Below are 20,059 nucleotides of genomic sequence, written 5' to 3' on the forward strand. Positions count from 1 at the left end.
CACACGCGGGTAGGCGGCGATAACCAAGCCGTTCCGGCGCTGGCCCAATGAGCCAGCGGCGCCCGCGCAGGCAACCGGAGAATACGAAAATGGCGCTTCCCGACTTCACGATGCGTCAGCTGCTCGAAGCTGGCGTGCACTTCGGCCATCAGGCCCACCGCTGGAACCCGAAGATGGGCCCGTACATCTTCGGCGCCCGCAACAACATTCACATCATCGATCTCGCGCAGACCGTGCCGATGCTCCACCGCGCGCTGCAGGCGGTGAGCGACGTCGTGGCCGGCGGCGGCCGCGTGCTGATCGTCGGCACCAAGCGCCAGGCGGCCGAGATCGTGGCGGACTCCGCCCGCCGGTCCGCGCAGTATTTCGTCAACTCCCGCTGGCTCGGCGGCATGCTGACCAACTGGAAGACGATTTCCGGCTCGATCCAGCGGCTGCGCAAGCTCGAGGAGATGCTCTCCGGCGAGGCCCAGGGCTTCACCAAGAAGGAGCGCCTGACGCTGTCGCGCGAGCGCGACAAGCTCGAGAAGACGCTCGGCGGCATCAAGGACATGGGCGGCCTGCCCAACCTGATCTTCGTGATCGACACCAACAAGGAGCAGATCGCGGTCAAGGAGGCCCAGCGCCTCGGCATCCCGGTCGCCGCGATCCTCGACACCAATTCGGATCCGGAAGGCATCACCTATCCGATCCCGGGCAATGACGACGCTGGCCGCGCGCTGGCGCTCTACGGCGACCTGATCGCCCGCGCCGCGCTTGACGGCATCGGCCGCGGCCAGGGCGACCTCGGCGTCGATCTCGGCGCGCAGGAAGAGCCCGCGCTCGAGGAGCCGACGCTCGCCGCCGACACGGCCGAGCCGGAAGCGCCCGGCGAGGCGTTCGAGCTGCTGGCGGCGCCGCGCGGCGCGCCGGACGATCTGTCGAAGCTTTCGGGCGTCGGTCCGCAGCTCGAGCAGAAGCTCAACGAGTACGGCATCTATCACTACTGGCAGCTCTCGGCGATGAAGCCGGAAGACGTCGCCAAGGCGGACGCCGACATGAAGCTCAACGGCCGCATCGAGCGTGAAGGCTGGGTCGCGCAGGCGCGCGAGCACCTCGCCGGCGTCGCGGCCTGAATCGATCGGGACGCCCGCGCCTTCGGGCGCGGGTCCCAACCGGAATTCGTCGCCCCGCGGGACGACGCGAGTTAGAGGAAACAATGGCCAACATCACCGCAGCCATGGTGAAGGAGCTTCGCGAGAAGACCGGCGCCGGCATGATGGACTGCAAGAACGCGCTCGCCGAGGTCGGCGGCGACATGGAGGCCGCGGTCGATTGGCTGCGCAAGAAGGGTCTCGCCAAGGCCGCCAAGAAGGCTGGCCGAGTCGCAGCCGAGGGTCTGGTGGCGCTTGCCGTCGCGGGCCAGAAGGGCGTCGCGATCGAGGTGAACGCCGAGACCGACTTCGTCGCGCGCAATCCGGAATTCCAGGAGATGGTCGCGACCATCGCGACCGTGGCGCTTGAGGCCGGCGACGACGTCGCGGCGATCGAGGCGGCCGGCTATCCGGGCGGCGGCAGCGTGCAGGAGAAGATCCAGGCGACCGTCGCCAAGATCGGCGAGAACATGACGCTCCGTCGCGCGGCGCAGGTCGTCGTGCCGGCCGGCGTCGTCGGCTCCTACGTGCATTCGCCGGTCGGGCCGAACCTCGGTAAGATCGCCGTGCTGGTCGGGCTGAAGTCGGAAGGCAAGGTCGACGCGCTCACTGCGCTCGGCCGTCAGGTCGCGATGCACATCGCGGCCATCAACCCGCAGGCTCTCGACGCGGCGTCGCTTGATCCGGCGGTGGTCGAGCGCGAGCGCGGCGTGCTGGCCGACAAGGCGCGCGCCTCGGGCAAGCCCGAGAACGTGGTCGAGAAGATCGTCGAGAGCGGCGTCAAGACCTTCTACAAGGAGGTCTGCCTCGTCGATCAGCCCTTCGTGCATGACGGGTCCAAGACCGTCGCGCAGGCCGTGAAGGCGGCCGAGGCCGAGGTCGGCGCGCCGATCCAGATCACCGGCTTCGTCCGGCTGGCGCTGGGCGAGGGCGTCGAGCGCGAGGAATCCGACTTCGCGGCGGAAGTCGCCGCGGCGGCCGGCACGAAAAGCTGACGCCGTGACGCCCGCCTCCGAGACGACGCCGCTCTATCGACGCGTCCTCGTCAAGGTGTCGGGCGAGGCCCTGATGGGGCCTTCGGCCTTCGGGCTCCATCAGCCCACCGTGGACCGCATCGCCGCCGATCTGGCGGCGGCGCATGCGCTCGGGGTCGAGCTCGCGGTCGTGGTCGGCGGCGGCAACATCTTCCGGGGCGTGCAGGTCTCGGCCCAGGGCGTCGACCGGGCGACCGGCGACTATATGGGCATGCTGGCGACCGTCATGAACGCGCTCGCCCTCGCGGCCGCCCTGATGCGCCAGGGCGTCCAGACGCGGGTGCTGTCGGCGCTCGACATGCCGGCGGTGTGCGAGACCTACACCCGGCCGCGCGCGCTCGCCCATCTCGATCGCGGCCGCGTTGTGATCTTCGCGGCCGGAACCGGCAATCCGTTCTTCACCACCGACACCGCCGCGGCGCTGCGCGCGATCGAGACCGGCTGCGAGGCGCTCCTCAAGGCGACGCAGGTCGACGGCGTCTACACCGGCGATCCGAAGAGTGATCCCACCGCCACGCGGTTCGATCGCGTCAGCCATGACGAAGTCCTGCAGCGGGATCTCAAGGTGATGGACGCCGCCGCCTTCGCGCTTGCCCGCGAGAACGCACTTCCGCTAATCGTGTTTTCCATCCACGAGCCCGGCTCGATCCCGGCGGTCATCTGCGGCGGAGGGCGCGCGACGATCGTCACGAGCTGACAGAGGCACCGAGCGCTCCTCCAGGCCCGCAAGCAGGAAGCATTTCCATCATGTCCGCCGGTTCGTTCGACATCGATGACATCAAGCGCCGCATGCAGGGGGCGATCGCCTCGCTGAAGACCGATCTCCAGGGGCTTCGCACCGGGCGCGCCTCGGCGAACCTGCTGGATCCGGTCACGGTGACCGCCTACGGCGCGGAGATGCCGCTCAACCAGGTCGCCACCGTAAGCGTGCCGGAGTCCCGTATGCTGAGCGTGCAGGTCTGGGACCGCTCCATGGTGGGCGCCGTCGAGAAGGCGATCCGCGAGGCCAATCTCGGCCTCAACCCGATCACCGAGGGTCAGCTCATGCGGATCCCGCTGCCGGAGCTCAACGCCGAGCGGCGCAAGGAGCTCGTCAAGGTCGCTCACAAATACGCCGAGCAGGCGCGGGTCGCGGTGCGCCACGTCCGCCGCGACGGCCTCGACACCTTGAAGAAGAACGAAAAGGACGGCGACATCAGTCAGGACGATCACGACCGGCTCGCGGATCAGGTCCAGAAGGCGACTGACGCTGCGGTCACCGACATCGATCAGGCGGTGGCGGCGAAGGAAAAAGATATCCTGCAGGTGTGATATCCTGCGGGCTCGACAGCCGACTCGGCCGCGTCAGGCCGAACATGACGAAGGTCCTGGCCGCGCCGGACCGGGACTTTGAGCATTCTGGTCCGGGCCCTGCCATGTCGCCAAGCAGTCTGAGCCGATTGAGTGGGAGCCCGGCCGAGCAGCCGGCTGACGGCGGGGCGCCGCGACACGTCGCGATCATCATGGACGGCAACGGCCGCTGGGCCGCGGCGCGCGGCCTGCCGCGCCTCGAAGGCCACCGCCGCGGCGTCGAGGCGCTGCGGCGCGCCGTCCGGTCCGCCTATGACCTCGGGGTCCGCTACCTCACGCTCTACAGCTTCTCGTCGGAGAACTGGACGCGGCCCGCAGAGGAAGTCTCCGATCTGCTCAACCTGTTGCGGCTGTTCATCCGTCGCGACCTGACGGATCTGCACCGCGAAAATGTGAGGGTGCGGGTGATCGGCGAGCGCGAAGGCCTGCCCCGGGACATCGCGAAGCTGCTGGACGACGCCGAAAGCCTCACGCGCGCCAACACCGGGCTGAACCTCGTCGTCGCCTTCAACTATGGCGGCCGTCAGGAAATCGTCAGCGCCGTCCGCCGCATCGCGACGGCGGTGCAGGAAGGCCGGCTTGATCCCGCCGCGATCGACGTGGCGTCGATTTCCGACCATCTCGACACCGCCGACATGCCGGATCCGGATCTCGTCATCCGCACGAGCGGCGAACTTCGCCTGTCGAACTTCCTCCTGTGGCAGAGCGCCTATGCGGAGTTCGTGTTCCTCCCGCGGTTCTGGCCGGATTTCGACCGGGCCGACTTCGAGGAGGCAATCGCGAGTTTTCGGTCGCGGCAGCGCCGTTACGGCGGGCGCGCCGCGCGGGCCGGCGCGTGACGGGAGGCTCCAAGGCGTCCGGGGGCTCGTCCGAGCTCATGAGGCGCGTCCTGTCGGGGGTCGTCATGATCGCCGCGGCGCTGCTCGTGGCGCGACTTGGCGGCATTCTGTTCGCGATCTTCTGGACCATCGCCGGCGTTGCGGTCGGGGTCGAATGGGCGTGGCTTTCGGCCCCTGACCCGAAGGCGCGGCGGCGGGCTGCGCAGACGGTCGCGCTTACGCTCGGAATCGCCGGCGCGCTGGTCGGCCTTGCGAGCTACCTGACCATCTCGCTCTGGGTGGTCGCTGCGGCGCTCGCCCTCGGCGCCGCCGCTGCGGCCGTGGTGGCGCGGCCGGTCTATCTGACCGCCGCCGCCGTTCCCTATGGGGCGGCCGCCTTCGTGGGCGTCATCCTGCTGCGGCGCGATGCGCAAGATGGGCTGCTCGCCACGCTCTGGCTCTTCGCAGTCGTCTGGGCGACCGATATCGCCGCCTATTTCACGGGTCGGGCGCTCGGCGGCCCCAAGCTCGCGCCGCGCATCTCACCCAAGAAGACGTGGTCGGGCGCCGTGGGCGGCGCGGCTGCTGCGGCCGGAGCGGGCGTAGCGGTCGCGGCGCTTGGCGGCGTGGTCAATCTCTGGCCGGTGGCGGCGGTCGCTCTGGCGACGGCGATCCTGGCCGAACTCGGGGATCTGTTCGAATCCGGCGTCAAGCGCGCCTTCGGCGCCAAGGATTCGAGCCAGCTCATTCCGGGCCATGGCGGGCTGATGGACCGGCTCGACGGCTTTCTTGTCGCAGCGACCTTCGCCGCCGCCATCGGGATCGCGCGCGGCGGGCTCGACGGTGCGGGGCAGGGGCTCCTGCGATGGTGAGCCAGGGCGGCAAGCGCCGCGTCACCATTCTGGGCGCGACCGGCTCGGTGGGCCGCGCGACGTTCGACCTGATCGAGCGCCATCCCGAGCGCTTCGAGGTCGAGGCGCTCGTCGGCGGAAGCGACGCCGCTGCGCTCGCGGAACTCGCGATCCGGGTCGGCGCGCGCCGGGCCGTGATCGCCGATCCAGCGCAGGGCGCTCGGCTCGCCGCTGCGCTCGACGGCTCCGGCGTCTCCTCCGGCGCCGGCCCGACCGCCTGCCTCGATGCGGCCTCGCTGCCGGTTGATTGGACCATGGCGGCGATCAGCGGCGCCGCCGGGCTCGCCCCGACTGTCGCGGCGGTGCGCACGGGCGGCGCGGTCGCCTTCGCGACCAAAGAATGCCTGGTCTGCGCGGGGGCGGCTTTCATGGCCGAGGTCGCGCGCGCCGGCGCGACGCTGCTGCCGGTCGATTCGGAACACAACGCCCTGCTGCAGGCGCTCGGCGGGCAGTCGGTGGCGGACGTCGAGAAGATGACGATCACCGCCTCGGGCGGACCGTTCAGGCTGTGGCCTGCGGAGCGGATCGCGGCCGCCCGCCCGGAGGACGCGCTGAGGCACCCGACCTGGTCGATGGGCGCCAAGATCACGATCGATTCCGCCACCCTGATGAACAAGGGCCTTGAGCTGATCGAGGCGCATCATCTGTTCGCCATCGAGGCGGAGCGACTCGACGTGGTGGTGCATCCGCAGTCCGTCGTGCACGGGCTCGTGGCGTTCAGGGATGGCGCCGTTACAGCCGGCTTGGCGGCTCCCGACATGCGCGTACCGATCGCCCATGCGCTCGGTTTCCCCGAGCGGATCGAGGTGCCGACTCCCCGGCTCGATCTTGTCCGCACCGGCGCGCTGACCTTCGAGGCGCCGGATGTCGGCCGATTCCCGGCGCTTCGCCTGGCGCGCGAGGCGCTCGCGGCCGGCGGCGCGGCGGCGACGATCCTGAACGCGGCGAACGAGGTCGCGGTCGGGCTGTTCCTGGAGCGGCGGATCGGCTTCATGGACATTCCGCGGATCGTGGCCGATGCTCTCGATCAGGCGGGTCGGCTCGGACTCAACGCGGCGCCGGCCTCCATCGACGAGGCGATCGAACTCGACTGCGAGGCTCGCGCGATCGCGTCCGCCTGTCTGCTGGAGACCCGGCTCCGGGCGCGGTAGACTGGGCGCAGTCTCGCCGTCGTGGCCCGGCCGGAAGCGCCGCCTGAATCGAGGATCTGATGACGTTTCTCCACGAGATGCTGGGCGCGGGGTCGGCCACTCTCGGCTATCTGGTCCCGTTCCTCTTCGTGCTCACGCTCGTGATCTTCTTCCACGAGCTTGGTCATTTCCTTGTCGCGCGCTGGACCGGCGTGCGCGTGCTGACCTTCTCAATCGGTTTCGGACCGGAACTGTTCGGTTTCTTTGACCGGCGTGGCACGCGCTGGCGCGTCGCGGCGATCCCGCTCGGCGGCTATGTCCGCTTCGCGGGCGACGAGAACGGCGCCAGTGCGCCCGACGTCGAACTGCTCGAGCGGATGTCCCCAGAGGAACGCCGCGGCAGCTTCTTTTTCGCGCCGCTGCCAAGCCGCGCCGCGATCGTGGCGGCCGGGCCGATCGCGAATTTCCTGCTGGCGATCGCGATCTTCGCGGGCGTCTTCATGGCCGCCGGTCGGCCAGTGACGGACGCGGTGGTGGACGAGATCGAGCCGGGCAGCGCCGCGGCCGCGGCGGGATTCGCGCCTGGCGACCTGGTGCTGCAGATCAACGACTCGGCCATCCGCTCGTTCAGCGACATGCAGAGAATCGTCGAGGTCAGCGCCGATCAGAGCTTGCGCGTAATCGTCGAGCGCGCGGGCCAGCGGCTGACGCTGGAGGCGACGCCGAAGCTGAAGGAGGTCTCCGACCCGTTCGGCAACAAGCTCAAGATCGGCCTGCTCGGCATCAAGCGCTCGACCAATCCGCAGAACCTGCGGTTCGAGCGCTACGGGCCGCTCGACGCTGTTTGGGCGGGGGCGCAGGAGACCTGGTTCCAGGTGTCGCGCACCGGCGCCTATCTCGGGCGGATGCTGGTCGGCCGCGAGTCGACGGACCAGATCGGCGGCCCAATCAGGATCGCCAAGACCTCAGGCGATTTCGCCAGCCTCGGCTTCCTGGCGCTGCTGAATCTCGCAGCGATTCTGTCGGTTTCGATCGGGCTGCTGAACCTCGTTCCGATCCCGATGCTCGATGGCGGCCATCTTCTTTTCTACGCGATCGAGGCGCTGCGCGGCCGGCCGTTGGGGCCGCGCACGCAGGAAATGGGCATGCGCGTGGGCTTCGCTCTCGTGCTTGCCTTGATGGTCTTCGCGACGTGGAACGACATCGTTCATCTTTCGTCACTAGGCTGAAATCGGGGTGGCGTGGCCCCGCCGCAACGGCAGGGGCGAAACGTCGGCAAGCGTTGAGTAGCGAGTTTGCACGTGCGTCAAAGTTCTATAGAAGCGGACGGGGTCGCTCCGCGGATTTCAGCCGTTGCAAGCGGTTGCGGAAGCGCGGCACACGGCACGGGGGTCCGTCAGCCCATGAAGCGTATGGTTCGAGTAGTCGGGCGCCTTGCCCTTGCCTCGTCGGTCGCAGTCGCGCCGATGATAGCGGGCGTGGGGGCCGGCCTTCTCGGCGCTACGGCGGCCAGCGCGCAGAGCGCGAGCGGCATCACCGTCCGGGGAAACCAGCGCGTCGACGCGGAGACGATCCGTTCCTATTTCACGGGTCGTGGTCCGCTGACCCAGCCGGTTGTCGACGAAGGCATTCGCGGGCTCTACGCAAGCGGCCTGTTCTCCGATGTGCGGGTCACGCGCGCCGGCGGCGGCATCGTGGTCAGCGTCAGCGAAAACCAGGTCATCAACCGGGTGGCGTTTGAGGGCAATTCCAAGGTCAAGGACGCTGTCCTGTCCTCGGAAGTCCAGTCGAAGGCGCGCGGCCCGTTCAACCCTGCGGTCGTCCAGGCCGACGCCCAGCGCATCACCGAGATCTATCGCCGCTCGGGCCGCTACCAGGTCACCGTCGAGCCGAAGACCATCAATCAGTCGAATGGCCGCGTCGACCTCGTCTTCGAGATCAACGAAGGCGAGAAGACGAAGATCCAAGCCATTGAATTCGAAGGCAATGACGCCTTCGGCGACGGCACGCTGCGCGACCAGATGTCGACCACCGAGTCGAACTGGCTGAGCTGGATCAAGACCTCCGATGTCTATGATCCGGACCGGATCAACGCGGACCTCGAGCAGCTCCGCAAGTTCTATCTGAACCACGGCTATGCTGATTTCCGGGTGGTCTCGGCCAACGCCGACCTCAACCGCGAAACCAACGCCTTCACGCTGAAGATCGTGGTCGAGGAAGGTCAGCAGTACCGCTTCGGCCCGGTCGACGTGGAGTCGCACGTCGCCGAAGTCGACGCCGCGACCCTGAAGAGCCGGATCGAGTCCTCTTCGGGCTCGGTCTACAGCGCCAAGGACGTCGACAAGTCGGTCGAGAACATGTCGCTCGAGCTCGCCTCGCGCGGCTACGCCTTCGCGCAGGTTCGTCCGCGCGGCGATCGCGACGTGAACGGCCGCACGATCGCCATCACCTACGTCGTCGAAGAAGGCGCGCGGGTCTATGTCGAGCGCATCAATGTGCGCGGCAACACCCGCACGCGCGACTATGTGGTCCGCCGCGAGTTCGATATCGGCGAGGGCGACGCCTACAACCAGATCTTCATCGACCGCGCGGAGCGGCGCATCAAGGCGCTCGGCTTCTTCAAGAACGTGCGCATCACGACCGAGCCCGGCTCGGCGCCGGATCGCGTCATCGTCAATGTGGACGTCGAGGATCAGCCCACCGGCGAGTTCTCGGTCGCGGGCGGCTACTCCTCGCAGGACGGCATCATCGGCGAAGTCGCGCTCGGCGAGCGTAACTTCCTCGGCCGCGGTCAGTACGCCCGGATCGCGGCGCAGTTCGGCCAGAACACCTCCGGCTTCGACTTCTCCTTCACCGAGCCGTACTTCCTCGGCTATCGCGTGTCGGCGGGCGTCGACGCCTATGTGAAGCGCCGCGACGACACGGACTACACCTCCTACAAGGTCGACACCTATGGCGGCGGCCTGCGCTTCGGCTTCCCGATCACGGACGAGTTCACGATCGGCACCCGCTATCAGGTCTACCAGCAGGATCTGAAGATCCCGAGCCGTTATCGGGACATCTATAACAGCGACGGCACCGTGAACCGCGACCGCGCGTCGGCGGCCATCTTCGAGGCCCAAGGCAAGACGCTGACGTCTCTCGCCGGCATCTCGCTGATCTACAATACGCTCGACAATCCGGTGAACCCGACCCAGGGCATCTATGCGGAGCTCAAGGGCGACGTGGCGGGCCTGGGCGGCGACGCCAAATATGTCCGCGGCACCTTTGACGGCCGTTACTATCATCCGCTGTTCGTTGACGACGTGGTCGGCATTCTGCGGCTGCAGGGCGGTCACGTGAAGGCGTTCGGCAGCGACGATCTGCGCGTGCTCGATCACTTCCCGGGCGGCCCCGATCTCGTGCGCGGCTTTGAGCCCCAGGGCTTCGGTCCGCGCGACCTTGGCACGGCCAACCCGCTGCGCGGCAGCCCGAACGACGATCCGCTCGGCGGCACGACTTACTTCGGCGCGTCTGCTGAAGCGCAGTTCCCGATCTTCGGCCTGCCCAAGGAGATCGGCCTGAAGGGCGCGGTCTTCGCCGACGCCGGCACGGTCTTCGGCTACGAAGGCATCAAGAGCATCAGCGGCGTTCCGAACGGCGTCGGCGGCGGTGGCGGCACGAGCACCGTCACGGTGAATGCGGCCGACAGCAAGAAGATCCGTTCGTCCGTCGGCGCCTCGATCCTCTGGAACTCGCCGCTCGGCCCGATCCGCTTCGACTTCGCCAAGGTGCTGTCGAAGGAGAAGTATGACGAGACCCAGGTGTTCCGGTTCTCGGGCGGCACCCGGTTCTGAGAACAGGCTTTCGGGTTTCACACAAATCTCATAAACGGGCGGCGGAGAAACATCCGCCGCCCGTTTCGTTTTCGCCGGCGGCGGCCGGAGCCCAATGACCGAACCCCGCTTCTTTCCGGCACCGCAGCCGCTCGATCTCGCCGCGCTCGTCTCGCTCACCGGCGCCCGGCGCGGGCGGGGGCCGGCGGACGTCTCGATCACCGGCCTCGCGCCGATCGGTTGGGCCGGTCCGGCCGACATCGCTTTGCTGCTCGGATCGGAGGGCGCCGACGCAATCCGCTACAGCCTCGCAGGGGCGATCCTGGTGGCGGCCGAATTCGAGGCGCTCGCCCCTGAAGGCGCGATCACGCTGGTCACGCCCGACCCCGCCCGGGCCTTCGCGAAAGTGGCGGGCGCGCTGTTTCCGGCCGCCCTGCGCCCGCAACCGATCTTTGGGGACGGAGTGGCGCCGGGCGCTGTGATCCACCCTGAGGCGAAGCTCGAGAACGACGTCACCGTCGATCCCGGAGCCGTCGTCGGCCCCCGCGCCGAGATCGGCTGCGGCGCGGTGATCTGCGCCAATGCGGTCATCGGGGCCGACGTCAGGCTTGGCCGCGGCGCAGTCGTGGGACCCGGCGCCTCGATCGTGCATGCGCTGGTCGGCGACCGGGTGATCGTGAGGCAGGGCGCGCGGATCGGTCAGGACGGCCCGGCGCTGGCGTCCGTGGACGGACGCCGGACCCGGCTTCCTCAGGTCGGCCGCGCGATTATCCAGGACGATGTGGAGATCGGCGCCAACGCCACGGTGGACCGCGGCGCCGATCGCGACACCGTGATCGGCGAGGGCGCAAAGATCGACAACCTGGTCAGGATCGGCCACAACGTCACCGTCGGCCGCCACTGCGTCGTGCTCGCCCGAAGCCAGGTTCCTCCTGGGGCGACGCTGGACGATTTCGCCGTCGTGGGGAGCTTCGAGCCCACCATTTAGATCTGCGCCGAGAGCGGCGAAGGGGGCGAAGGTTCCTGCCGTCCACCGGGTTCGGCGGATCCTCGGATGTCATGCGCTGAAACGCCGGCCGCAGAGCCGACCCGGCGCCCAGGGAAGAATTGAGATGAACGACGTTACCGCGACGCCATCCTCGGAGCCGACCACGCTCGCCGCCGCCGACATTGCGGCGATCATGTCTTATCTGCCGCACCGCTATCCGTTCCTGCTGGTCGACCGCATCATCGACATCGACGGCGACAGGTCCGGCGTCGGGATCAAGAACGTCACGTTCAACGAGCCGCATTTTCAGGGCCATTTCCCCCAGGCGCCGGTGATGCCGGGCGTGCTGCTGATCGAGGGAATGGCGCAGACGGCGGGGGCGATCTGCGTCGCGTCCCGCACCGCGCCGAACTCGCCGCGGATCGTCTACTTCATGACGATCGACAAGGCGAAGTTCCGCAAGCCGGTGACGCCTGGCGACGTGGTCGAGTACCACATGACGCAGATCAGGAAGCGCGCCAACATGTGGTGGTTCCGCGGCGAGGCGAAGGTGGCCGGCGCGCTGGTGTGCGAGGCCGAGATTTCGGCCATGCTGGTCGACAAATAAAAAAAGCCCCGCCGGCAGGCGGGGCTTTTTTCATGCTCAGGCGGCCGCCTCAGCGGCGCTCATTGATCGGCACGTAGTCGCGCTCGGGCGCGCCGGTGTAGAGCTGGCGCGGACGCCCGATCCGCTGCGACGGATCCTCCACCATCTCCTTCCACTGCGCGATCCAGCCGACGGTGCGCGCCACTGCGAAAAGCACCGTGAACATCGCCGTCGGAAAGCCCATCGCCTTGAGCGTGATGCCCGAATAGAAGTCGATGTTCGGGTAGAGCTTCTTCTCGATGAAGTACTCGTCCTTGAGCGCGATCTTCTCGAGCTCCACCGCCACCTCGAGCAGCGGGTCGTCCTGGATGCCGAGCTCGGCGAGGACCTCGTGGCAGGTCTTCTGCATGATCTTGGCGCGCGGGTCGTAGTTCTTGTAGACGCGGTGGCCGAAGCCCATCAGGCGGAACGGGTCGTTCTTGTCCTTGGCCTTCTGGACATAGAGCTCGACCTTGTCGGGCGTGCCGATCTCGCCAAGCATCTTGAGCGCGGCCTCGTTGGCGCCGCCATGCGCCGGACCCCACAGGCAGGCGATGCCGGCCGCGATGCAGGCGAACGGATTGGCGCCCGAAGAGCCCGCGAGCCGCACCGTCGAGGTGGAAGCGTTCTGCTCGTGATCGGCGTGCAGGATAAAGATCCGATCCATCGCGCGCGCCAGGACCGGGTTGACCTTGTACTCCTCGCACGGCACCGCGAAGCACATGTTGAGGAAGTTCGCGGAGAAATCGAGCGCGTTCTGCGGATATACGAAGGGCTGGCCGATCGAATATTTGTACGCCATGGCCGCAAGCGTCGGCGTCTTGGCGATCATGCGGATCGAGGCGATCAGCCGCTGCTCGGGATCGGTGATGTCGGTCGAGTCGTGATAGAAGGCCGAGAGCGCGCCGACGACGCCGCACATCACCGCCATAGGATGCGCGTCGCGCCGGAAGCCGCTGTAGAAGCGCGACATCTGCTCGTGGACCATGGTGTGGCGCGTGACCTGGCGGTCGAACTCCGCCTTCTGCGCCGAGGTCGGCAGCTCGCCGAACAGCAGCAGATAACAGGTCTCAAGGAAGTCGCCGTGCTCCGCGAGCTCGTCGATGGGGTAGCCGCGGTAGAGCAGCAGGCCCGCGTCGCCGTCGATATAGGTGATCTTCGACTCGCAGCTGGCGGTCGAGGTGAAGCCCGGGTCGTAGGTGAACAGGCCCGTGTCTTTGTAGAGCGTCTGGACGTCGAGAACGGACGGGCCGATCGAGCCGTGCTTGATCGGAAGATCAAGCTCCGCCCCTTCGACGCTCAGATGACCGGCTTCCGGCGAGCCTTCCTGAACCTTGAGCGTGCTGGTCGTCGCATTCATGCGCCATGCCCCTTCGCTGGAATTATGGCCTTGTCGCGCCAGGAACGGCACGTGGCTCTCCGGCTCGCAGGAGGGGGAGGGCGCAGGGACGGCGCGACGCTACTTTTGTTGCAGTGCGAACTAGCGCTGTCAAACGTCAGCGCCAGTCCTGGCCGGATCACGCCGGCTGCGCGGCCTGATCCGCGATCCGCGCCAGGCTCTCTTGCCGTCCGAGGGCGACCAGGACGTCAAAGATGCCCGGCGAAGTCTTGCGTCCGGTCAGGGCGGCCCGCAGCGGCTGCGCCACCGTGCCGAGCTTGACGCCGGCCTCCTCCGCCACCGCACGCACGGCGGCTTCCGCCTCGGCGGCCGTCCAGGGGTCGATCGCCGCGAGGCGCTCGGCGAGCAGCGCGAGCAGCCGGCGCGCGTCGGGCGTCAGCAACTGCTCTGCGGCGGGCTCCAGCGACAGCGGCCGCTCATCGAGAAGGAAGCGCGCGCCGTCCAGCAGTTCGACGAGAGTCTTCGCGCGCTCCTTGAGGCCCGGAAGCGCTCCCTCAAGCGCCGGCCAGCGGCCGGTTTCATCGAGCCGCGCGATCGCGGCGGGTCCGCCCGGCAGGTAGGGAAGCGCGGCGCGGAAAGCCTCCATCAGCTCCGCGTCAGGCGTCGCCCGCATGTAATGGCCGTTCAGGTTCTGCAGCTTGACCTGATCAAAGCGCGCCGCCGAACGGCCGACGTCGCCGATATCGAACCACTCGACCGCCTGTTCGGTCGAGAAGATCTCATCGTCGCCATGGCTCCAGCCGAGCCTGGCGAGGTAGTTGCGCAGCGCTGCCGGCAGGAAGCCCATCTCCCGGTAGGCCTCCACGCCGAGCGCGCCGTGGCGCTTCGAGAGCTTCGCCCCGTCCGGGCCATGGATCAGCGGGATATGCGCCATCTTGGGCGCGCTCCAGCCCATGGCGTCGTAGATCTGCGCCTGGCGGGCGGCGTTGGTGAGATGGTCGACCCCGCGGATGACGTGCGTCACGCCCATGTCGTGATCATCGACCACGACCGCCAGCATGTAGGTCGGCGTTCCGTCCGAGCGCAGCAGCACGAGGTCGTCGAGGTCCTTGTTGGGGATGACGACGCGCCCCTGCACGAGATCGTCGATGACGGTCTCGCCCTCGATCGGCGCCTTGAGCCGGATCGCCGGCTGGCGGTCCGTCGGCCAATCGGTCTCCGGCCGGTCCCGCCAGCGGCCGTCGTAGCGCGGCGGACGCCCTTCGGCCTGCGCCTTGGCGCGCATCTCCTCAAGCTCCTGGGCCGTCGCGTAGCAACGATAGGCGCGGCCCTCGGCCAGCATCCGCTCCACCGCCTCGCGGTGCCGGGCGGCGCGGGCGAACTGGAAGACAGGCTCGCCGTCCCAGTCGAGACCGAGCCACTTCAGGCCGTCGAGGATCGCCGCGATCGCGGCGTCGGTCGACCGGGCGCGATCGGTGTCCTCGATCCGCAGCAGCATCGTGCCGCCGAGACTTCTGGCGAACAGCCAGTTGAACAGCGCGGTCCGCGCGCCGCCAATGTGCAGGAAGCCCGTCGGCGACGGCGCGAAGCGTGTGACGACGGTCTCGCTCACTTCAGGTCGTTCTCTCGCGCTCGGGGGAGGGGTGCGGCGTCGTCTGTACGCCGCGGCGCGCCGGTGTAGCATGGGCCTGCGACCGGGGGAAAGACGCGCCGATGGCGGAGCAGCCGGGCCGGCCAAAGCGGGGCAGGGCGCGCGCAGCGGCCATTCCGGAGGATCGGGCGGCCGGTCCCGACCGCGCGGCGACGGCATGGGGCGGCGCGGCTTCCGCCCGACTGTCGGCGCTGCTCGCCGAGGAGGCGGAGGCCGGTCGACCGGCGCTCTGGCTTCCCGTCGCGTTCGGCTGCGGCGCCGCGATCTACTTCTCGGCGGGCCGCGAGCCCGAACTGTGGGCGAGCGCAGCGCCCCTCGGTCTCGGGCTCGGGCTGCTCTGGCTTGCCCGCGGCAGATTCCTCGCGCTCTGGCTCGCGCTCGGCCTGACCTTCGGCGGCGCGGGCTTTCTCGCCGGCAAGCTCGCGACGGTCCGCGCAGAAGCGCCGACGCTCGAGCGGCCGCTGCGCGGGGAGGTGGTCGGCCGCGTCCTGTTCGTCGAGCCGCGCGCGCGCGGCATGCGGCGGCTGACGATCGCGCCGGAACGGTTCATCACGCTGGCCGCGCGCGACATGCCGGCCCGCGTTCGGGTGACCGCGCGCGCAGATCCGCCGCTGGCGGCCGGCGACCGCATTGCGCTGACGGCGCTCTGGCGGCCGCCGGAGGGGCCCGTGCGCCCCGGCGGCTACGACTTCGCGCGCGTGGCCTTCTTCGAGCAGATCGGCGCGACCGGCTACGGCGCGAAGGACATCCGTATTCTGCCGGCCTCTCCGGGTGGCGTCATGTCGGACGCGGCGGCGCGGCTGGAGCGACTGCGCGCGGACCTCACCGCGCGCATCTCGGCCGCCGTGGGCGGCCCGGAAGGCGCGGTGGCGGCGGCTCTGGTCACGGGCGTGCAAGGCCCGATCCCGCCCTCGGTCTCGGACGACCTCCGCGCCGCCGGCCTCAGCCATATCCTGTCCATTTCCGGGCTGCACATGGCGCTCGTGGCCGGCACGCTGTTCTGGTTCGCGCGGGCGCTGCTCGCGCTCTCCCAGCGCGCGGCGCTCAGCCTGCCGGTCAAGGAAATCGGCGCAGCGGTGGCGCTCGCCGGGGCCACCTTCTATCTCGCGCTCTCCGGCGCGGAGGTCGCGACGCAGCGCTCCTACGTCATGATCGCGGTCGCGTTGCTCGCCGTGATGATCGGCCGGTCCGCGCTGGCGCCCCGCAACTTCGCGCTCGCCGGGCTGCTGGTGACCGCCTGGACGCCCGATGCGCTGCTTGGGCCGAGTTTTCAGATGTCCTTCGCCGCCGTGGCCGGCCTGGTGGCGTGGTTCGAGACCAGGCGTGACCTGCCTCCCGCGCCGCCGCCGGCCTCGCGCGGCGCGGCGCTCACGCGCCGCCTTCGACGCGCGGCGACGCTCGCGGTTATGACGACCCTCATCGCCGGGCTCGCGACCGCGCCGTTCGCCGCCTATCATTTCCAGCGCCTGACGCCTTACGCGTTGGCGGGCAACGCGCTCGCGGAGCCCTTAGTCGGGCTGATCGTGATGCCGGCGGCGATCGCCGGGCTGCTGTTCGCGCCCCTAGGACTGGACGCGATCTGGTGGCGTCTCATGGGCTTCGGACTCGAGGGCGTGCTCGCCGTCGCTGGAGCGGTCGCCGCCTGGCCAGGCGCCGAACGCAACGTCGTGGCGTTCGGGCCGGGCGCCCTCAGCCTCTTCGCGCTGGGGATCGCATGGCTCTGCCTCTGGCGAACGGCGCTGCGCTGGGGCGGGCTCCCGATTCTCGGGGCGGCGCTCGCGCTTGCGGCGTTTCCGGCGCGGCCGGACGTCGTGATCGACGCATCGGGTCGGGCGCTTGCGGCGCGGGCGCCGGATGGCCGGCTCGCGCTGCTCGGCGCCAGCCCGGGCCGGTTCGCCGCCAAGGTCTGGTTTGCGGCCGACGGCTCGCCTGCGCCGACGCGGGACGCCGCACGCGACGTGCGGTGCGACGCCTATGGCTGCACCGCGCCCCTCGCGGGCGGTGGCGTCGTCGCGCTGTCGTGGGACCCGAGGGGACTGGAGGAGGACTGCCGGCGGGCGGCGCTTGTCGTCACGCGCCTTGACGCGCCGGCGGCCTGCGCGGAGACGGCGGCGGTGGTTGACCGAAGAATCCTCGCAGCGACCGGCGCGCTGAGCCTCACGCGCTCCGGCGATGGCTTTTCGGGCGTCGCCGCCCTCGACCCCGCGGGCTCAAGGCCATGGACGCGCCAGCCCCCGACGCCGCCTCCGGCCGCCGCTGCGCGTCTGGCGTTCGCCCCGACGGCGCCCGTCAAGGACCTCAGGCCTCCGCCGGTCGACCCCACCGGTTCCGCCGAGGCGGAGGAGGAAGACGAGACCTCTCCGGACGATCAGTAGCGGCGGATCAGCCCGACGAGCCGTCCCTGGATGGCGACGCGGTCGGGGCCGAAGATCCGCGTTTCATAGGCGGGGTTTGCGGCTTCAAGCGCGATCGAGGCGCCGCGCTTCCGCAGCCGCTTCAAAGTGGCCTCTTCCTCGTCCACCAGCGCGACCACGATGTCGCCCGTGTCGGCGGTGTCCTGACGGCGGATGAGGACGAGGTCGCCATCCAGAATGCCGGCCTCGATCATCGAATCGCCGCGCACCTCGAGAGCGAAGTGCTCGCCGGTCGACAGCAGGTCCGGAGACACCGCGATCGTGTGGCTCCTGGTCTGGATCGCCGAGATCGGCACGCCGGCGGCGATCCGGCCCATCACCGGCACATGCACGGCCGAGCGCCGATCTTCGCCGTCGTCGTCGTTCGAAGAAGCGGGCTTGAGCCGCCCGAGATTGCCTTCGATCACGCTCGGCGAGAACCGGGGGGTCGGCCGCGTGACCGAGGGGGCCGCGGCCTCTGGCAGCTTCAGCACTTCGAGCGCGCGCGCCCGGTTCGGCAGGCGCCGGATGAAGCCGCGCTCCTCGAGAGCCATGATGAGCCGATGAATGCCCGACTTCGACTTGAGGTCGAGCGCCTCCTTCATCTCCTCGAAGGAGGGCGGCACGCCGGCCTCCTTCAGCCGCTCATGAATGAAGCGCAGAAGCTCGTACTGCTTGCGGGTCAACATGGGCGGGTCCGCGACGGTGCAAAACAAATCATGAACAGAAATCTACCTGTTCTAGATGTGTTCTGCAACAGTTAACGTTCGGTTCATGCCGGGGCGGACGTCGGGAATCCGCTCCTGCGCTTCGGCTTCAGAGCGGATGCGGCAGAGGCAGAATCATGCAGGGATCGCCCGCCCGGGCAGCGGCCGCGCCGGCCGGGCGAACGAGCAGGCATTCGGCTTCGGTGAGCCGCCGCAGCATGGACGAATCCTGCCGCGGGAAGCCAGTCGCGACGGCGACTCCATCCGGATCGAAGGTCAGGGCGGCCCGCAGATAGTCTTCGCGATGGTCGTTGGCCGGCATGTCCCGGCCAAGCCGCCCCGGGATGATCTGCGGCTCGATGTCGGCGCGCCCCGAGAGACGCCGAAGCGCGGGCATCAAGAACAGCACGGCGCAGACGATGGCCGAGACGGGATTGCCGGGAAGGCCAAGCGCCAGCATCTCGCCCCGCCGCCCGGCCATCATCGGCTTGCCGGGCCGCATCGCGATCTTCCAGAAGTCGAGCGCGACGCCGCAGGCCTCCAGCGCCGGCCGGACGAGGTCGTGGTCGCCCACGGAAGCGCCGCCGAGCGTGACGAGGACATCGGCCCTCTCGTCGATGGCGCGCTCGATGGCGGCGCGGATCGCCGCTGGATCGTCCGGCGCGACGCCGAGATCGAGCGGCAGGCCGCCTTCGCCGGTCACGGCGGCCGCGATCGCAAAGCCGTTCGATGCGAAGATCTGGTCCGGGCCAGTCTCTGCGCCGGGTAGGGCGAGTTCGTCGCCAGTGGCCAGAATCGCCACGCGCGGCCGCCGCGCGACGGGGACCGAGGCGTGGCCGAGCGCCGCGGCGAGCGCGAGATCGCGCGCCCCGAGCCGCCGGCCCTCGGGCAGCAGTGTCTCGCCGGCCGTAAAATCGAGGCCCGCCCGACGGACATGGCGGCCGACCGGGACCGCCTCGTGCGCGACCACCTCGTCGCCCTCGCGCGCGGCGTTCTCCTGGAGGAGAACCGCGTCCGCCCCCGCGGGCAGCGGAGCGCCGGTGAAGATCCGTGCGGCTTCTCCGCGGCCGATCTCGCCGCCGAAAGCCTTTCCGGCCGCGGCTTCACCGACGACGCGCAGACGCGCCGGGGCGGTCGCGACATCGGCCGAGCGCACCGCATAGCCGTCCATCGCGGAGCAATCCCATGGCGGCTGCGTCCGGAGCGCATGGAGCGGCGCGGCAAGCGTTCGGCCGAGCGCCTCGCCCAATCGAACCTGCTCGGACGGAAGCGTTTTCAGGCCCGAGATGATACGGGCGCGAGCCTCCGCGACAGGGAGAAGGCCGCTCATCCTTCGGCCCTGAAGTCTCCGGAGCGGCCGCCGGACTTGGCGAGCAGCCGCACGCCTTCGATCCGCATTCCGCGGTCGACCGCCTTCGTCATGTCGTACACCGTGAGACACGCGACGGAGACCGCGGTAAGCGCCTCCATCTCAACGCCGGTGGGGCCGGTCACCCGCGCGGTCGCGGTCACCACGACGCCCGGCAGCGTCTCGTCGGGCCTGAGATCGACCGAGACTTTCGACAGCGCCAGCGGGTGGCAGAGCGGGATCAGCTCGTGCGTCCGCTTCGCCGCCATGATGCCCGCGATCCGGGCCGTGCCGAGCACGTCGCCCTTCTTGGCGTCGCCGGCCAGGATCAGCGCCAGGGTCTCGGGGGCCATCACAATCATGCCCTCGGCCGTCGCCTCGCGCGTCGTCGCAGGCTTGTCGCCGACGTCGACCATATTGGCCTCGCCGGAGGCGGAGAGATGGGTGAGGCCGGTCTGCTCCGAGGTCACTTGGGGCTCCTGGTGAGAATTCCGGTCGCGACGTCGAACGACACGGCCGCGAAAACGCCGGCCCCGGTGAACGCGAGTCCGATCAGATAAAGGCGCGTGGCCCGGTCATAGACCGTCTTCAGCAAGCCTTCGACCGGCAGCAGCAGCGCGAGGGCGCGGATCTGAAGCAGCGCCCCGCAGAACACCGCAAAGACGGATGGAAGATCATACCAGCGCCACACGCCGGGGCTCGAGGCCCATTGCGAGAGGAAGCCGAGCGTGAAGGAGACGGTGATGCCGAAGGCCGTGATCGTGCCGTTGCGGAAGACCGCCTCGATCATGGCCTCTGCCGGGACCGGAGGCCGGGA

18 protein-coding genes are annotated in these 20,059 nt (G+C 69.3%); 12 read left to right on the top strand and 6 right to left on the bottom strand.

Annotated elements, in window-relative coordinates:
- Nucleotides 1-89: 89 nt before the first annotated feature.
- The 11 genes from VM780_RS01595 to fabZ all read left to right on the top strand — a co-directional run bounded on the left by VM780_RS01595 (nucleotide 90) and on the right by fabZ (nucleotide 11,786).
- Nucleotides 90-1,115, top strand: a complete 1,026-nt coding sequence (locus VM780_RS01595) for a 30S ribosomal protein S2 (RefSeq protein ID WP_325444424.1) — start codon at nucleotides 90-92, stop codon at nucleotides 1,113-1,115.
- A gap of 83 nt (nucleotides 1,116-1,198) precedes the next feature.
- A complete protein-coding gene (tsf, locus tag VM780_RS01600) occupies nucleotides 1,199-2,128 on the top strand; it encodes a translation elongation factor Ts (protein ID WP_325444426.1) in 930 nt (309 codons plus the stop codon).
- A 4-nt stretch (nucleotides 2,129-2,132) separates the two neighbouring features.
- Nucleotides 2,133-2,864 carry a UMP kinase gene (gene pyrH, locus VM780_RS01605; protein WP_325444428.1) on the top strand — a complete coding sequence of 244 codons (732 nt, stop codon included), beginning with the start codon at nucleotides 2,133-2,135 and terminating at the stop codon, nucleotides 2,862-2,864.
- Nucleotides 2,865-2,914: 50 nt separating this feature from the next.
- The gene (gene frr, locus VM780_RS01610; protein ID WP_325444430.1) at nucleotides 2,915-3,478 is read left to right on the top strand and encodes a ribosome recycling factor; all 564 of its coding nucleotides are present in this window, start codon (nucleotides 2,915-2,917) and stop codon (nucleotides 3,476-3,478) included.
- 104 nt (nucleotides 3,479-3,582) lie between these two features.
- A complete protein-coding gene (locus VM780_RS01615; protein ID WP_325444432.1) occupies nucleotides 3,583-4,356 on the top strand; it encodes an isoprenyl transferase in 774 nt (257 codons plus the stop codon).
- Between the two features lie 38 nt (nucleotides 4,357-4,394).
- On the top strand, nucleotides 4,395-5,207 hold the full coding sequence (locus VM780_RS01620) for a phosphatidate cytidylyltransferase (protein ID WP_325444434.1): 813 nt from the start codon (nucleotides 4,395-4,397) through the stop codon (nucleotides 5,205-5,207).
- A complete protein-coding gene (gene dxr, locus VM780_RS01625) occupies nucleotides 5,201-6,397 on the top strand; it encodes a 1-deoxy-D-xylulose-5-phosphate reductoisomerase (RefSeq protein ID WP_325444436.1) in 1,197 nt (398 codons plus the stop codon). The genes VM780_RS01620 and dxr overlap by 7 nt, the downstream gene beginning before the upstream one ends.
- Before the next feature lie 59 nt (nucleotides 6,398-6,456).
- The gene (gene rseP / locus VM780_RS01630) at nucleotides 6,457-7,605 is read left to right on the top strand and encodes an RIP metalloprotease RseP (protein WP_325444438.1); all 1,149 of its coding nucleotides are present in this window, start codon (nucleotides 6,457-6,459) and stop codon (nucleotides 7,603-7,605) included.
- 183 nt (nucleotides 7,606-7,788) lie between these two features.
- A complete protein-coding gene (gene bamA, locus VM780_RS01635; protein WP_414652767.1) occupies nucleotides 7,789-10,212 on the top strand; it encodes an outer membrane protein assembly factor BamA in 2,424 nt (807 codons plus the stop codon).
- 94 nt (nucleotides 10,213-10,306) lie between these two features.
- Complete coding sequence (locus VM780_RS01640) at nucleotides 10,307-11,179, top strand: UDP-3-O-(3-hydroxymyristoyl)glucosamine N-acyltransferase (protein ID WP_325444442.1); 873 nt, start codon at nucleotides 10,307-10,309, stop codon at nucleotides 11,177-11,179.
- A 124-nt stretch (nucleotides 11,180-11,303) separates the two neighbouring features.
- The gene (gene fabZ / locus VM780_RS01645; protein WP_325444444.1) at nucleotides 11,304-11,786 is read left to right on the top strand and encodes a 3-hydroxyacyl-ACP dehydratase FabZ; all 483 of its coding nucleotides are present in this window, start codon (nucleotides 11,304-11,306) and stop codon (nucleotides 11,784-11,786) included.
- 49 nt (nucleotides 11,787-11,835) lie between these two features.
- Here fabZ and gltA read toward each other — a convergent pair whose 3' ends face one another.
- Together gltA and gltX are read right to left on the bottom strand one after the other, a co-directional pair.
- Nucleotides 11,836-13,164 (bottom strand): citrate synthase, encoded by a 1,329-nt coding sequence (gltA, locus tag VM780_RS01650; protein WP_325444446.1) that lies wholly within the window; start codon nucleotides 13,162-13,164, stop codon nucleotides 11,836-11,838.
- A gap of 157 nt (nucleotides 13,165-13,321) precedes the next feature.
- Complete coding sequence (gltX, locus tag VM780_RS01655; RefSeq protein ID WP_325444448.1) at nucleotides 13,322-14,755, bottom strand: glutamate--tRNA ligase; 1,434 nt, start codon at nucleotides 14,753-14,755, stop codon at nucleotides 13,322-13,324.
- A 101-nt stretch (nucleotides 14,756-14,856) separates the two neighbouring features.
- On the opposite strand from gltX, the gene VM780_RS01660 reads away from it, so the two are divergent.
- A complete protein-coding gene (locus VM780_RS01660; RefSeq protein WP_325444450.1) occupies nucleotides 14,857-17,169 on the top strand; it encodes a ComEC/Rec2 family competence protein in 2,313 nt (770 codons plus the stop codon).
- Here VM780_RS01660 and lexA read toward each other — a convergent pair.
- The 4 genes from lexA to VM780_RS01680 all read right to left on the bottom strand — a co-directional run bounded on the left by lexA (nucleotide 17,163) and on the right by VM780_RS01680 (nucleotide 20,032).
- Nucleotides 17,163-17,876, bottom strand: coding sequence for a transcriptional repressor LexA (lexA, locus tag VM780_RS01665; RefSeq protein ID WP_325444452.1), 714 nt, complete (start codon nucleotides 17,874-17,876; stop codon nucleotides 17,163-17,165). The two genes, VM780_RS01660 and lexA, sit on opposite strands and share 7 nt — an antisense overlap.
- Nucleotides 17,877-18,003: 127 nt before the next feature.
- Nucleotides 18,004-19,224, bottom strand: coding sequence for a gephyrin-like molybdotransferase Glp (gene glp / locus VM780_RS01670; RefSeq protein WP_325444454.1), 1,221 nt, complete (start codon nucleotides 19,222-19,224; stop codon nucleotides 18,004-18,006).
- Nucleotides 19,221-19,712: a cyclic pyranopterin monophosphate synthase MoaC gene (gene moaC, locus VM780_RS01675; RefSeq protein ID WP_325444456.1), complete on the bottom strand. Its 492-nt coding sequence runs from the start codon at nucleotides 19,710-19,712 to the stop codon at nucleotides 19,221-19,223. Before moaC ends, glp begins: the two co-directional genes overlap by 4 nt.
- On the bottom strand, nucleotides 19,709-20,032 hold the full coding sequence (locus VM780_RS01680) for a hypothetical protein (protein WP_325444458.1): 324 nt from the start codon (nucleotides 20,030-20,032) through the stop codon (nucleotides 19,709-19,711). The genes moaC and VM780_RS01680 overlap by 4 nt, the downstream gene beginning before the upstream one ends.
- Nucleotides 20,033-20,059: the final 27 nt, after the last annotated feature.

The organism is Hansschlegelia sp. (genome assembly GCF_035538955.1).
In the GTDB taxonomy this organism is placed as follows: Bacteria; Pseudomonadota; Alphaproteobacteria; order Rhizobiales; family Methylopilaceae; genus Methylopila.

Excerpts from the sequence above, each read along its gene's own strand:
- VM780_RS01595 (WP_325444424.1), top strand. The coding sequence starts at position 90 with ATGGCGCTTCCCGACTTCACGATGCGTCAGCTGCTCGAAGCTGGCGTG.
- tsf (WP_325444426.1), top strand. The coding sequence starts at position 1,199 with ATGGCCAACATCACCGCAGCCATGGTGAAGGAGCTTCGCGAGAAGACC.
- frr (WP_325444430.1), top strand. The coding sequence starts at position 2,915 with ATGTCCGCCGGTTCGTTCGACATCGATGACATCAAGCGCCGCATGCAG.
- VM780_RS01615 (WP_325444432.1), top strand. The coding sequence starts at position 3,583 with ATGTCGCCAAGCAGTCTGAGCCGATTGAGTGGGAGCCCGGCCGAGCAG.
- VM780_RS01620 (WP_325444434.1), top strand. The coding sequence starts at position 4,395 with ATGAGGCGCGTCCTGTCGGGGGTCGTCATGATCGCCGCGGCGCTGCTC.
- dxr (WP_325444436.1), top strand. The coding sequence starts at position 5,201 with ATGGTGAGCCAGGGCGGCAAGCGCCGCGTCACCATTCTGGGCGCGACC.
- rseP (WP_325444438.1), top strand. The coding sequence starts at position 6,457 with ATGACGTTTCTCCACGAGATGCTGGGCGCGGGGTCGGCCACTCTCGGC.
- bamA (WP_414652767.1), top strand. The coding sequence starts at position 7,789 with ATGGTTCGAGTAGTCGGGCGCCTTGCCCTTGCCTCGTCGGTCGCAGTC.
- VM780_RS01640 (WP_325444442.1), top strand. The coding sequence starts at position 10,307 with ATGACCGAACCCCGCTTCTTTCCGGCACCGCAGCCGCTCGATCTCGCC.
- fabZ (WP_325444444.1), top strand. The coding sequence starts at position 11,304 with ATGAACGACGTTACCGCGACGCCATCCTCGGAGCCGACCACGCTCGCC.
- gltA (WP_325444446.1), bottom strand. The coding sequence starts at position 13,164 with ATGAATGCGACGACCAGCACGCTCAAGGTTCAGGAAGGCTCGCCGGAA.
- VM780_RS01660 (WP_325444450.1), top strand. The coding sequence starts at position 14,857 with ATGGCGGAGCAGCCGGGCCGGCCAAAGCGGGGCAGGGCGCGCGCAGCG.
- lexA (WP_325444452.1), bottom strand. The coding sequence starts at position 17,876 with ATGTTGACCCGCAAGCAGTACGAGCTTCTGCGCTTCATTCATGAGCGG.
- glp (WP_325444454.1), bottom strand. The coding sequence starts at position 19,224 with ATGAGCGGCCTTCTCCCTGTCGCGGAGGCTCGCGCCCGTATCATCTCG.
- VM780_RS01680 (WP_325444458.1), bottom strand. The coding sequence starts at position 20,032 with ATGATCGAGGCGGTCTTCCGCAACGGCACGATCACGGCCTTCGGCATC.